The 13,730-nt window shown below is 38.6% G+C and carries 15 protein-coding genes; 6 read left to right on the top strand and 9 right to left on the bottom strand.

The window, feature by feature from the left end:
- Positions 1–437 precede the first annotated feature (437 nt).
- Positions 438–902: a GNAT family N-acetyltransferase gene (locus BTO08_RS04525; RefSeq protein WP_105060062.1), complete on the bottom strand. Its 465-nt coding sequence runs from the start codon at positions 900–902 to the stop codon at positions 438–440.
- 378 nt (positions 903–1,280) lie between these two features.
- Here BTO08_RS04525 and BTO08_RS04520 point away from each other — a divergent pair, with 378 nt between their 5' ends.
- The 3 genes from BTO08_RS04520 to BTO08_RS04510 all read left to right on the top strand — a co-directional run bounded on the left by BTO08_RS04520 (position 1,281) and on the right by BTO08_RS04510 (position 5,025).
- The gene (locus tag BTO08_RS04520) at positions 1,281–2,963 is read left to right on the top strand and encodes a phosphoethanolamine transferase (RefSeq protein ID WP_105060061.1); all 1,683 of its coding nucleotides are present in this window, start codon (positions 1,281–1,283) and stop codon (positions 2,961–2,963) included.
- 104 nt (positions 2,964–3,067) lie between these two features.
- Positions 3,068–3,760, top strand: a complete 693-nt coding sequence (locus BTO08_RS04515) for a response regulator transcription factor (RefSeq protein WP_105060060.1) — start codon at positions 3,068–3,070, stop codon at positions 3,758–3,760.
- Positions 3,757–5,025 (top strand): sensor histidine kinase, encoded by a 1,269-nt coding sequence (locus tag BTO08_RS04510; RefSeq protein ID WP_105060059.1) that lies wholly within the window; start codon positions 3,757–3,759, stop codon positions 5,023–5,025. The genes BTO08_RS04515 and BTO08_RS04510 overlap by 4 nt, the downstream gene beginning before the upstream one ends.
- 77 nt (positions 5,026–5,102) lie before the next feature.
- Here BTO08_RS04510 and BTO08_RS04505 read toward each other — a convergent pair whose 3' ends face one another.
- From BTO08_RS04505 to hypB, 5 genes are read right to left on the bottom strand one after another with little or no spacing between them, the layout of a single operon-like run.
- Positions 5,103–5,444: a hydrogenase maturation nickel metallochaperone HypA gene (locus BTO08_RS04505; protein WP_005368244.1), complete on the bottom strand. Its 342-nt coding sequence runs from the start codon at positions 5,442–5,444 to the stop codon at positions 5,103–5,105.
- Positions 5,444–6,475: a hydrogenase expression/formation protein HypE gene (gene hypE / locus BTO08_RS04500; protein WP_105060058.1), complete on the bottom strand. Its 1,032-nt coding sequence runs from the start codon at positions 6,473–6,475 to the stop codon at positions 5,444–5,446. Before hypE ends, BTO08_RS04505 begins: the two co-directional genes overlap by 1 nt.
- A gap of 2 nt (positions 6,476–6,477) precedes the next feature.
- Entirely contained in the window at positions 6,478–7,596 is a 1,119-nt protein-coding gene (gene hypD, locus BTO08_RS04495) for a hydrogenase formation protein HypD (RefSeq protein ID WP_105060057.1), read from the bottom strand.
- Entirely contained in the window at positions 7,593–7,835 is a 243-nt protein-coding gene (locus BTO08_RS04490) for a HypC/HybG/HupF family hydrogenase formation chaperone (protein ID WP_005368247.1), read from the bottom strand. The genes hypD and BTO08_RS04490 overlap by 4 nt, the downstream gene beginning before the upstream one ends.
- Positions 7,836–7,840: 5 nt before the next feature.
- A complete protein-coding gene (gene hypB, locus BTO08_RS04485; protein WP_105060056.1) occupies positions 7,841–8,572 on the bottom strand; it encodes a hydrogenase nickel incorporation protein HypB in 732 nt (243 codons plus the stop codon).
- Positions 8,573–8,892: 320 nt separating this feature from the next.
- Between hypB and BTO08_RS04480 the strand changes: the two genes are divergently transcribed.
- Together BTO08_RS04480 and BTO08_RS04475 are read left to right on the top strand one after the other, a co-directional pair.
- On the top strand, positions 8,893–9,459 hold the full coding sequence (locus BTO08_RS04480) for a hypothetical protein (protein WP_105060055.1): 567 nt from the start codon (positions 8,893–8,895) through the stop codon (positions 9,457–9,459).
- Positions 9,460–9,672: 213 nt separating this feature from the next.
- Positions 9,673–10,716 carry a trypsin-like serine protease gene (locus BTO08_RS04475; RefSeq protein ID WP_105060054.1) on the top strand — a complete coding sequence of 348 codons (1,044 nt, stop codon included), beginning with the start codon at positions 9,673–9,675 and terminating at the stop codon, positions 10,714–10,716.
- 83 nt (positions 10,717–10,799) lie between these two features.
- Here the strand turns inward: BTO08_RS04475 and BTO08_RS04470 are convergent, their stop codons facing one another.
- The 3 genes from BTO08_RS04470 to hutX form a co-directional block, all read right to left on the bottom strand.
- The gene (locus BTO08_RS04470) at positions 10,800–11,207 is read right to left on the bottom strand and encodes a hypothetical protein (RefSeq protein WP_105060053.1); all 408 of its coding nucleotides are present in this window, start codon (positions 11,205–11,207) and stop codon (positions 10,800–10,802) included.
- Positions 11,208–11,411: 204 nt separating this feature from the next.
- Positions 11,412–11,969 carry a heme utilization protein HutZ gene (gene hutZ, locus BTO08_RS04465; protein WP_045130810.1) on the bottom strand — a complete coding sequence of 186 codons (558 nt, stop codon included), beginning with the start codon at positions 11,967–11,969 and terminating at the stop codon, positions 11,412–11,414.
- Positions 11,970–12,023: 54 nt separating this feature from the next.
- Positions 12,024–12,539 (bottom strand): heme utilization cystosolic carrier protein HutX, encoded by a 516-nt coding sequence (gene hutX, locus BTO08_RS04460; RefSeq protein ID WP_105060052.1) that lies wholly within the window; start codon positions 12,537–12,539, stop codon positions 12,024–12,026.
- Positions 12,540–12,914: 375 nt separating this feature from the next.
- Between hutX and BTO08_RS04455 the strand changes: the two genes are divergently transcribed.
- A complete protein-coding gene (locus tag BTO08_RS04455; RefSeq protein WP_105060051.1) occupies positions 12,915–13,727 on the top strand; it encodes an energy transducer TonB in 813 nt (270 codons plus the stop codon).
- The last annotated feature ends 3 nt before the right edge of the window (positions 13,728–13,730 follow it).

Here is a 13,730-nt window from a genome sequence, read left to right as displayed (position 1 = left end):
GCGCTCTAACGTTAACCAGTGACGAAAATCCATACACAACATCGTCAAAAAAACATCACTTAAACATACAATGTGTTATCTCATCGCTTTATCTTGAGGATATTGAATACCATTGAGACAGTTGAAATGGTTTTCTTATTCTAAATCTGTAAGAAATTACTTACTTCCACTTTCACTTCACCTTTCTTAAAAATTAACTAAAACCTTCTTCACTTAATCATATTTTTAGCTAAATAACCGCATTACTCATTGGTTATATCATAAGCTAACCATCACAAAATTTTCCCTGTAAGATCTGCGCCTATTAGGCTCCCTTTTATCAATCAACTTAGTTTTGGAAGATACCCAACAAGAAACCCATTCGTTAAATCTCAAATACAAGGAACGTGATAGCGATAGCAACACCAGATACACAGTTGTCTTTCGTAGATTGAAACTTATTCCGCTGCAAACTCGTAACACATAAACAAGCTATGAGGATCCGGTAAATAATCAGCAAATGGTTCACAATATTCAAAACCAAACCTTTCATATAAACGACAGGCTGACTCAAAAAAATTATGTGAGCCTGTCTCTAAGCTAATAGTCTTAAATCCCATGTTATTGGCCTCAATTAAAACATGTTCCAAGAGTCTCGCTCCCACTCCTTGGTTTCGCGCATCAATCTTCGTCCGCATTGATTTCAGCTCAGCACTTTCAGCATTTAGACGTTTAATTGCAACACAACCAAGCAACGTATCTTGCTTCCAACAGGTATAAAACGTCACATCCTCAGCCTTAAGTGCATTTAAATCTAACGCATGAACACTATCAGCAGGCGATGTGGCATACATATCTTCTAGATGCTCCATCAACAACTGAATGACTTGTGGATGTGTTAAATCACCAATTTTAATATCCATTTAAAATTCCTTTTACCCTAGCTTGAGTTGCAACAACATTCCTTGAAAACACGAGTTATAACATCATCATATAGGGTAAACATTGACTTACCCATTGTTTATAAAATGTCACCATTACGAGTCTAAAATACTTCCTCTGTCTCTCACTAGATTAAGTTACTAAGAATTTAAACACTCTCTAAATTTGCAACTACGCTAAATAAAATTTGTTTCAAAAGTGAGACAAGCAACATCCCAAATAAATTGAAATAGATAAAAGGTTTCAACATTTTTTTCACCTTTCAGCGTTTATAACTTACGGCGAATATCGACGTGGAGAAAGAAGGAAATCATTCCGCAATTTACATCGGTTTGGTTTGTAAGCCTTCGAAATAAACAATGAATATGATTAAGCAAAAACTTTTTGGTGGCATGTCTTATGCCACCTTTACTTTCCTACTCGCGCTGTATTTTACAGCCATAGTTAACCTACCTGTATATAAAGCACTGATCGGAATATTTAGTCAGCTTGAAACCGTCAAACTTGGTTTTGTAATCACGATCCCGCTTTTCTTTCTTGCCTGCTTAAACTTTCTTTTTTCATTATTTAGCTGGCCTAAGATAAGCAAGCCGTTCTTTATTATCTTGCTGATTTTATCAAGTATGGTGAGTTATGCTGGGTTCAATTATGGCGTCATGTTTGACTACGGCATGATTGCCAACATCATAGAAACAGACAGCAGTGAGGCAAGCTCATATCTCAGCTTATACTCAATAATGTGGACACTTGTAATGGGCATAATACCCGCACTGATTATCTATAAACTGCCAATAAAACCGCTAACAAACCCGTTTAAGTTTGTTACAGCCAAGATTGCATCAATGCTGGTTTCATTGATGTTAATTGGACTAATTGCTGCAATGTATTACCAAGACTATGCCTCGGTTGGGCGTAATAATAGCTATCTAAAAAAGATGATTATTCCCACTCAGTTCGTCTATAGCGCCAGTCAATACGTGAAAGACACCTACTTCACCACCCCAAAGCCTTATAAACAAATAGGTTTGGATGCAAAGCAAAGCGACGTTGCCTTAGTCCAAGCACATACAAAGCCAACACTGATGATCATGGTTGTAGGTGAAACGGCCCGTGCACAGAATTACGAATTGAATGGCTATCACCGTAACACCACACCCTATACTCGTGAGCTTGATATGATCTCTTTTCAAGACGTAACAGCATGTGGAACAGCAACGGCAGTATCGGTGCCTTGCATGTTTGCCAATATGAACCGAGACAACTTCGAACGCTCGCAAGCTGATAACCAAGATAATCTCCTTGATATCATGAAGCGTGCTAACGTTTCACAGTTATGGAAAGAAAACGACGGCGGTGACAAATCTGTCGCGAAGAATATTACTAAGATCGAGATAGATCGTTCCCGTAAAGATGAGATGTGTAATGGCTCTACCTGTTATGACATGGCATTGCTTGAAAACATTAATAAGAATATCGCAGATCTAAACGGTAATCGCATGATCACGCTTCATTTAATTGGTAGCCATGGTCCCACTTACTATCAACGTTACCCATCAAATAAAGCGATATTCAAGCCAGATTGCCCACGAGCTGATATTGAAAACTGCAGCCAAGAACAAATCATCAACAGCTACGATAATACGATTTTATATACCGACTATGTGATCAGCCAAATGATCGAGAAACTTCAACAACTGAATGAACAATATAATACTGCGCTAGTTTATATCTCAGATCATGGAGAGTCTCTCGGTGAAAACGGCACTTATTTGCACGGTATTCCTTATCGTTTTGCCCCTGAATACCAAACCAAAGTACCGTTAATGGTGTGGATGTCGCCAAGTTTTCAACAAACGAAAAATATTGACTATACCTGTTTAAAACAAGCAGCTAGCAAAACGGGCACCTACTCTCACGATAATATCTTTCATTCCATGCTGGGCGTGATGGATGTAAGTACCGAAGAGTATCAAGCAGAATTAGATATTTTCAGTCAATGCCGTGATAAATTTGCAACTGAAGTCGCGAAATATAACAATTAACCATCATCAATCTAACGAATAAAAGAAAAGAGAATAACTAACCTAACAATCTATTCTCTTTTCTCGTTACTTAGCGTGCTGATCAACCATCGAACTTAAATATAATGAAATTATTACTCATTGAAGATCACCAAGATATAGCCAATATCATCTTCGACTTTTTTGAAATTAAAAGTTATACCCTTGATTACGCTAACAATGGCATCCAAGGATACGAACTGGCAAAGCAACATCATTATGATTTGATCATACTTGATGTCATGCTGCCACGTATGGACGGCTACATGGTATGTCAACAATTACGTAAAGATGGCATTGATACTCCTATACTCATGCTTACCGCCCGAGATACTCGTGAAGATACATTAGAAGGTTTTGCAACGGGTGCTGATGATTACTTAATTAAGCCTTTTGATTTAGAAATCCTTGAAGCAAGGATTTCAGCTTTAACCCGCCGCCGTAAAGGAAACACAGCGGCACAAATACTGCAATTTGGTGATTTGTTCCTTGATCTCAAAACTCACATTGCCACCCGCGAAAACAGACAGATATCACTTAACCCTACTCTATTTACTATTTTGAAATTAATGCTGTTACGAGCACCAGATACCCTCACAAAACAAGAATTAATTAATACCTTATGGGGCGATGATGAACCTGAAAACAATGTACTCCGTAGCCACATCTATCAATTAAGAACTCAAATAGACAAAGGCTTTAATCATAGCTATATCAAAACCATCCCTAAAGTGGGCTACCAGCTCATCAAACAGATTAAAGAAGATAAGCAACAATGAAAAAACTACGCTCTGCACGCGAAATAACGTTTTTCTATTTTGCTGTTGTCGCTATAGCCATGATCACCATCCACTTCGCTTTAGTTGAGTCAACAGTGGATGAGCTCGAATTATTAAATGCACAAAATGCCCTAGAACACAAAACTGAAGATATTATAAATAAGCTACAAAACTCACCTTCAGAATTACAGTACATAACTCGCACCAGCCAAAGTTATGTGGGTTTAGCCAATGTTCCTAAACACTTTGATATTGATAAAGATCTCCCCTATAACGAGGCGATCGAAGTATACCAACCCAATGGATACGCAACAGACTATTTTGTAATGAAACGTTTAATGACCAATAGTAACGGTCATCATGCTGATCTCTACACTTTTTACTTTGATGAAATCTATGAGCTTAGTGAAGATCAGATCTTTAAAGAGAATATCGAGCAAGCCGTAATTTCAGTCATACTTTTAATTATCACCTTGACGATTATGCTGCTAATTTCACGCCGCCTAAACCATCCTTTATCGGTTCTCACCCATCAATTGCGACATCGCTCTGCCAATGATTTAAGCCCAATAGTCATCCCGCAAGGTGTTAAAACACAAGAGCTAACCATGCTTGTTGATAGTTTAAACCAGTACCAAGATCGTATTAAGCAATCCATCGAACGGGAGAGAGCATTTAATCGATATGCAAGTCATGAACTTCGCACACCACTCATGGTGATAAAGGGGTCAACCTCTTTATTAGCGCATTCTTTGGCCCCTGAGTTTATTGAAAAGCAACAGGATCGTTTATCTAGAGCCTGTGATGAAATGAATGACTTCGTTACAACGTTACTTTCTCTTACTCGTGAAGAAAATCTAGATGAGCTACAAAGCCGTGAGTTAACCAAAGACGAATTAGAAGAAATAGTACAAAGTCACTTACATTTGTTAAAGAATAAGCCCGTCGAATACCGTATTGAATTAAGCCACTCTATTGACATTAAAATTCCTAAAACCAGTTTAAAAATCCTCGTAGGAAATTTACTCAAAAACGCATTTTCTTGCACCGAGAAAGGTTCAGTCGTGATTAGTGTTACCCCATCACGTATATCGATCATTGATACTGGAATCGGATTAGAGAAAAAGCCAAGAGGTGTGGAAGGATATGGCTTAGGCTTACTCATATCCCGTGATATATGCCATAAATATGGTTATGAATTCGAGATTCTGAACAACCCACACGGTGGTTGTCGTGCTCAAATAAGCATTCAGCCTACTCAGTAGTTTCACAGTATCAACAATAAAAAGGCAGCCACTGTATTCGACAGCGCTGCCTTTATCTTATTCATAGGGTTGTTGCTTTATTCCAACTCAAGTTGCATCAGTAACAAATCTTCGCCATCAATAACCTGTGTACGATTACTCTGGCAATGCCCGCATATAATACTGCGCTCGTTATGAGTAGTTTCTTGCCCACACTCGAAACACGATAACACTAATGGTTGGATTTGCATTTCAAATATAGCGTCATGACAAACCCCTTCTAACTTAAAGGTTTGAAAGGCTGTTTCTAATAACGCTGGTTCAACACCGCTTAAAATACCGACTTTTATTGCAACACGAGTCACTTTGGTCGCGTCATTATCTTCGGCATGTTGTTCGCATTGTTCAATTAAAGCGCCAACAATGGAATATTCATGCATTAACAAATCCTCGGAAGTAACTCACCTTGTGGTAAATCAAGGTAACGACGGCTACCCCATCCGCTAGTTAAGATTACGCGACCAGCATAATCATCACTGACTTCACCAATAATGGCAGCATCACCACACGCAGCAAATGCGCTTAATACTTCTAATGCTTTTTCTGCTTGTTCTTGAGGTAGTGCGATAATAAATGTTCCTTCGTTTGCAAGATCAAACGGTTCAAAACCGTATAACTCACAAAGCCCACGTACTTCTTCACTTACAGGCACATCATCTTCAACCACATTGATACCAATGTCAGACGCTTGCGCCCATTCGTTAAGTACTGCAGATAAACCACCACGTGTAGCATCACGCATTGCATGAATATCAAGATCTGCAGTAATTAACGCCTCAACCGCAGGCCATAAGGTATTGCAATCACTAATAAGTTCAGATTCTAGCGTTAGCCCTTCACGTGCCATTAAAATAGCGGCGCCATGACGACCAATATCACGAGAAACAATGATTGCATCACCTTGTTTTAGGTTACGTACCGAAATGCCCGATTTAGTAATAGTGCCAACACCTGTGGTATTGATGAACAAACCATCCGCACACCCTTTAGGCACAACTTTAGTATCGCCGCACACGATTTTAGCGCCAGAAATACTGAGCTCATTTGCCATGCTATCAACAATGGTCTTTAGATTAGCAACATCAAAGCCTTCTTCGATGATCACACTGCAACTCAAATACTGAGGTTTTGCACCCATCATCGCAAGGTCGTTCACCGTACCTGCAATGGCTAATTTACCGATATTGCCACCAGCAAAAAACAATGGCGAAACCGTAAAGGAATCGGTAGTAAAAGCCGTGTTACCTTCCAGTGTTAAAACCGCAGCATCTTCTTCATTACGAAGGATGTCGTTATCAAACGCTTTAAAGAATAAGCCTTTGATCAGCTTATTCATTTCCTGACCACCGCCACCATGACTTAATTGAATCGACTTGGTTGTAGATAGGGTTGTTAAATCAATATCAGTCATTATTAAACGCCTCGGTAACGGAAATAAGCATTACATGCACCTTCAGAGCTCACCATACAGCTGCCTAATGGTGTTTGCGGTGTACAACCACGTCCAAAGACTTTGCAATCTTGAGGTTTCGCTAAGCCGCGAAGAATATCACCACATTGACATGCTTTATGATCATCAATCGGTGTCATGGGTAAGCAATCCGCAAAACGTATTTCAGCATCACGGTGTTGATAAGCAGCATTTAATTTCAACGCAGAATTAGCAATAGGTCCTAAACCACGCCAGCGGAAACTATCACGCACATCAAAACAACGTTTAACCGCTTGTTGAGCAACCGTATTACCCTCTTCTGTTACTGCACGTGTATATTGCACATCGAGTTCAGGTTCGCCTGCGATTTTTTGTTTAGTGATACGTAGAATAGATTCCATCACATCAACAGGTTCAAAACCTGCAACTACTACGGGAGTATTGTATTTCTCAACCAACGGACGATAAATCTTCGCCCCTTCAATCACGCTCACATGTGACGGGCCAATAAACGCATTCACTTTTACCGCAGGATCTGCCATTACCGCATCAACGGCAGGCGGCACTAATACATGGTTAATGTGAAAATAGAGGTTATTGATTTGGCGTTGCTCAGCAAGCTCAACTAAAACTGCGGTCATAGGGGTTGAGGTTTCAAAACCAATGGCAAAGAAAACCACCTCTTTATCCGGGTTTTCTGTCGCAATGGTTAAGCAATCAAGCGGATCGTAAATAGGTCGAATATCACAGCCTTTAGCACGATATTGCGCCAAACTACCTTTTGAACCCGGAACGCGGATCATATCGCCAAGGGTAACTAAAATAACATTGGGTTGGCATGCCAGTGCGGCAGCATGATCAATACGCTCTTTAGGCATAACGCAAACAGGACAACCAGGGCCATGAATAAAATCAATATTCTCAGGTAGTAACTGCTTTAAACCATATTTCATGATGGTATGAGTATGCCCACCACACACTTCCATCACTTTTAAAGGTTCTGGTAATTGTGGCGCTATGGCTTTTATCTGCTCGGCTAAACTCAGTACAGTATCAGCATCACGAAAGCCTTGATATAGCTGTTTTAAGTCAAAACTCATAATGCTAATGGCCCTGCTTCAGCCAACAGTAAACGATACATTTCTAAACTTTCTTGGGCATCTTTATCATCAATTTTGCTCATCACAAAACCAATATGGATTAATACATAATCCCCTAACGCCAAGGGCTCAGTTAATAAATGACAGCTTACTGTTCGCTTAACTCCCATAGTATCAACCGTGACACTATTTTCTTCAGGATGTAACTCAACAACCTGTGAAGGAATAGATAAACACATGATAATTATCCTTCAATAAGATTGTTGTTAATCCATGATACAAGCGGTTGGAAGCTTTCAGGATCTTTGGTTGATAATGAGATTACTTCAACATTAGGATTAAGTTTTTGTAGTTGCGCTTTTGCTTCTTCAATAGTGAAATCAAAATACGGCAATAAATCACACTTAGTAATAAGAACGACATCAGCGCGGCGGAACATCACTGGGTATTTTTCAATTTTGTCATCGCCTTCTGGTACTGAGACCAAGACGATATTTTTATGGGTACCCACATCGTAACTCGCAGGACAAACAAGATTACCAACGTTTTCGACAAAACAAATATCAAGATCATCTAATTCAATATGATGAAGTGCGGAATGCACCATAAACGCATCAAGATGGCAGGCAGAGCCAGTTTGAATTTGGTATGCATTAATGCCCTGTGCTTTTAATCGATCAGCATCACGTGATGTTTCTAAGTCTCCTTCAACAACGGCATATTTCAGCGGCGTATACTGATGAAGGTGCTCTAATAACGTCGTTTTACCACTACCAGGGCTACTCATTAAATTAAATGCAGTCACATTTTTGGCATTGAAATGCGCACGATTATGTGCCGCTTCTACATCGTTTTTATCTAGGATTTTATGAATAACCGATAATGTTTTTTTATCATTAAGCTGAGGATTTGCTTGTAATTGGTGATGATGGTGATGATCACCACCAGCGAGTGAACAACCGCAATCTTGACACATAGGAGCTCCAACCGAGATCAGTTTACCGACAAAATAAGAAAAGGGGGTAAACCTTAAAAGACTAAAAGGCATAAAGTGGTTATTTAATCAACAACAACCAAAAATTTAGCTTCAATTATCTATGCTATAGAGGAATATTGCAATTGTATGACGATTTATTTGCGTAGAACTATGATTTACGATATTAGTAATGAAAGTTAATGCGTAAGCAATGCAAGCAATTGTCAGACTATATTCAGGCTTACTGACTATCATCTGACAATACAAATAGAAACACATCGTATATTAGCGATATCAACAATAATTAAAGAGAAAGTCATATGCATACTAAAGCATCAAGCTTAAAATCAAAGCTACTTAAAGCAGCTGTTCCTCTAGCACTTGCATGCGCATTTACCGCTGCTCCTGCTATGGCTAAAGAGACTGCCGTTGTTCCGGCTGCTGCTCCTCAAATTACAGCTCAACAACAAAATATCGCTAACCGTATTGGTGTGATTCAGCAAGAGCTTGCGGGTATCCGTCATCAGACTCTTCAATCTCACCCTGAATTAGTGAAAGAGCTAAAAGCTTACGAAACAGCTTTTAACAATAAAGTAAAAGAAAAAGGTTACAACCCAGAGAAGCTAATCAAACGCGCTCAAGAAATTCAACTTGAAGCACGTAAAGGCGATTTATCTAATGCGAAGCGTACTGATCTTATCAAAGAATTTACTAGCATTCGTATGGAATTAGCGAAACAGCAGAAATCTATTCTGTCTGATCCTGCAATTAGCAAGCAAGACAAACAAGTACAAAAAGATGTACTTACAGCTATGAAAAAGCAAGATCCAAAAGCAGAGAAACTGCTTACTGAATTAGATAGCTTAGTAAAACAATTCAAGAGTTAATTATTACAATTAACTAATAAAAAAGGATAGCTATGGCTATCCTTTTTTATATTTGTTTATTGGTTTTTCTATAAATTAATAAAGACAAAAAAGTTAAAACGAAATATTTTTATTCTCATTGATAATAAACAGTCTTATTACTAAGATTTTATAGTGAATTAACTTGAAGTTTCTTTCTGCTGTTAAACCGAAGTTCAACAGAGTGATAACGCTATGATATCTTATGTAAAGTCTCTTTCAGTGCTAGCATTGTTTATATTTTCATATAATGCATCAGCGGTCTCCCCACCTATATATCCTGAAATCGAAAAAAAATATCACGTGAGTGTAGAAAGCTTTAATCGAAACACCTTGCAAACAACACAATGCCAAGGTTCTGTTATTAGTCCTAGCTGGGTATTAACTGGCTTAAAATGTGTAAAAGGCACTAACAATTCAACTGTTAACATCACATTTACCAACAGTATTAATACAATAAATATCACTACAGTTAAAAAAGCTTTTAAGTTTAAAAGCAAGAAGTTTGTTTTATTACAACTCGCAGCACCGTTAGAAGATACCCCCTCAGTCACACTGCTTCGTTATCCATTATTACCAGAGCATGGTCGTTTTTCTGTCACAGCCCTTCACGATTTTCATACCAATGCACAATACAGTGTTAAAGGTAAAAACAAACAAACAGCACGTCATAATACAAGACCTGTTGAGTTCGATAAAAATTTCAAAGGTGGTGCTTGGATCATTGAATCTCAAAATCTAGGTGATATTCAGATTGGTTTAACACATAACCGTCAACAAGCCATTCAAACCGCAAGTATGGCAAGAAAAATAGATCGAATTGTTGCGGAAAACTCAGGTGAATCTGTCAACTGGGTAGATCGTCAAACTCTTTTAGATACATTAGCTTGTGAAGCCGATGGTACATGTGCTGAGCCACCAGAATGTCCTGTTGGCGTCCAGGATTGCGGATTAGATGCCTGCGTCCTTGCTGGTAATTGTGAAGGACCAACGGTTGACCCTGAGTGCCCTGTTGGCGTCCAAGATTGCGGATTAGATGCATGTGTCCTTGCTGGTAATTGTGAAGGACCAACGGTTGACCCTGAATGTCCTGTTGGTGTCATGGACTGTGGTGATGTATGTGATTGGAATGATTGTTCTGTTCCGGAAGAGCTCACCGTTGAATCTACAGCTTATCGTGCACCATACATCATCAACAATGACGTAATGACGATTCATAACCGACTGCTAATGAGTTAAACATGTTGTTTATATCCTCTTTCAATTAACTCAAGGCAAAAAAAGAGTGGCTATCAAGCCACTCTTTTCTTTATTCTAATCAGTTACAAGCACACTGGTTTATCTTGACTTAGCATTCTCATGCCTTTAATAATTTTAAATAGCCAATAAAGTACAGCAACGATAGCAATGGCACCGCCAACAAATGGCAGAACATTTAACACACTATTCATTACACCGTGAAGCATCGAACCTTGCACCCAATAATCAGCACCAGCAACCATACCCGTTGTTGTCGCCGCTGTTACACCCAGTACCACAAAAAATGTAAAGAATAAAAAGAAGCTGCGGATAATGGAGTAATAGTGGCTATATGTTAGCTCGTCAGTACCTTTATTTAATTGGTACCCTGCATAAATGATTGCCACAATACCAGAGGTAAGCAGTGTAAACGGAGTAAGGAAGCTTGCTATATACGCAAACCAAACGCCTGTTTTATTATCTTGTGTCATAACGTTAATCCAAATCTGCAATAAAGGTAATGATTTGCCTCTAATTATCACAGGTATTTCAGCGACTTCAAGTTTCGCTGCAAATTAGAATGATCAGGATCAAAACAGGCTGTTTACACTTCGCTAAAGTCTGCTATAACACCCTAAACAAACAAATGCCTGTACATTTCTGCACAGGCATTTATAAGAGAATCGTGTGAAATACTATAGCTTTTCTTCGGCAGACTCGATCTCACTACCGTCTTTAACACGACGGTGACCTTCTTGTAGATGAACAAAATCTACTAAATCATCGCCACTTACTTGAAATGCCTGGCCAAAACCTTTAACGAATAAACCTTGAGTCGGTGCTAAGCGGAACAATGAAAAATCTTCTAAACCACTTAAGCCTTCTACAATTTCACCAAAACGCGTTTGCAGTGCAGCAATTCCTTGATGCCAACGATCTGATTTTCGTTCAATCACACTTACATCTGCTTCAAAGGTTAGACGCTTACGGGCGTAAAGTACTTTAGATGCAGATTCGTCTTCAATCATCATTAAAGAGACTTGCGGATTTTCAAGTAGATTTCTTGCATGTTTAGCAATTTGGCTAATTAATACGTAATAACCATCATCAAGCAAAGCAAACGGCGCATAGCTCACATTGGGTTTACCGTTCGCATCTACCGTTGCTAATTGTAGCGTTTGGCATGCTTCGCGGAATTCTTTAATCTCAGGACCAAGGCGATTTTGCAAACGTTCCTGTTTTACTTCACTCATGATATTTCTTCCTCAATTGACTATCTTTACTTTGACCTAGCTCTTTGACTAGATTTATTTAATTTGTTTTAACAACTTAAATTTCTCAATTTGCTCTGGGAACAAGTTACGTTGTTTATCTCTACCTAAATAGACTTTAAATACACACTCGCCTGTTACCGCAAAAAAACCGATGAAGTAACTTTCCTGCCCCATAAAAGGTTTACTAACGAGCGCAACGTCGGAGACATGATCTAAACGTAAGTGACCATGTAACTCGCCCTCTTTACCCATTAAATTATAATATCCACGCGCTTCTTTGCCTTTTGGGAACGCCGCTTTTACTTCGAAAATAGAACCCATTGAATGCACAATCGTAGTCACCGGTCCCCATTCAGGTAACGATTCTAAAATTGTTTTCGCTAAATGACCGGGCAATAAACACACCATTTCATCAGGGTAAGACATGACAACCTCACCTTCTGTTACGGCTAATTGCTCTGAGATCGAAACAGCATGAAGTTTAGGGTTATCAGCTAATAAAGCAGCGACTTTCAATTTCAATTCTTCACGAGTGTATTGCTCAAACACCTTAGTTTTCCTTCTCTTCAGATATTTCTATAAAGCCTGTTTCTATAGAAAAAACGATTTATTGCGTCCATAAATTCTATTCGTTTTAACTTTAACCTTGTTACTTAGACGTTCTCAATTAGCAAGTCTGAGTCTTACATCGTCGGCTAACTTTGTTCATGATATTAACGATTAAATAATATTGCAAATGATAATTGATATTATTCGTATTTCATGGATAATGAGGTTGATACGTGTTATAAACATTAGTGTTACATTTATAAAATAAACCTAATCCATTGAATAAACGTAATTATATTAAGAAAGACACCATGCTAAAAACTGCAATTAAACATTTAGTTCACATTCCTTCATCTATTCAATAAGGCTTAAATTGTGAATATTAAACGTTATCTCATTGCTGGCTGTGCCTCTATTCTCTTCCACAGTCTTATTGTGTCAGCAATGCCAGAGAAGAAGATCATTACAGTCCCTCTTGAAAAGTCGACAAGCGTGGCTGTCAACTTAGTATCGCTACCTAATATAAAACCAGAACCCATAGTTGAACCCGCTACGACACAGCCTCCAACAATAGTGACTCCTCAACCTGTTGTTAAAAGCACACCAACACCAAAAACAACAATGAAAAAGTTGGTCAAAAAATCACAACCTGAAAAGAAAAAGAAAACAGTTAAGGCTCCTGTTCAGCCAAAAAATAAAGCGCCGAAAAAAACGGTAAAGAAGCCAGTAACGAAAAAAATTGAGAAAAAAATTGAGAAAAAAACGGTTTCTAAAAACGTAGCAAAAAACCAAAGAAAAACTGAGAAGTTTGAACTTAAACCAACAGATTCTAGCAAGCCTGTGTCATCACAACTGGCATTAAATAAGACTGCTAAAGCTAAAAAAACAACGGTTGGAGCAAATTCACCTCAACTTGTCTCAAAACCCACGTTTGCCACGAAACCTTCCGCAGTGAAGTATCCACGATTAGCAAAACGTCGTGGAATTGAAGGCACAGTATTAGTTGAAGTACTAATTGCAAAAGATGGTCATCAAGTTAAACAGAAGCTGATTAAATCATCTGGCGCTAATGTGCTTGATAATGCGGCACTTAAAGCGATCAAAAAGTGGCGTTTCTCACCCCATATTGTTGACGGCATTGCTATTGCACACCGTGTTCAAATTCCCGTTCGTTTCAAATTGGATTAAATC

Origin of the sequence: Photobacterium angustum (assembly GCF_002954615.1) — a bacterium.
Classification (GTDB): domain Bacteria; phylum Pseudomonadota; class Gammaproteobacteria; order Enterobacterales; family Vibrionaceae; genus Photobacterium; species Photobacterium angustum_A.
The sequence above is the reverse complement of the archived record's forward strand: the minus strand, read 5'-3'. Positions and strand labels throughout refer to the sequence as shown.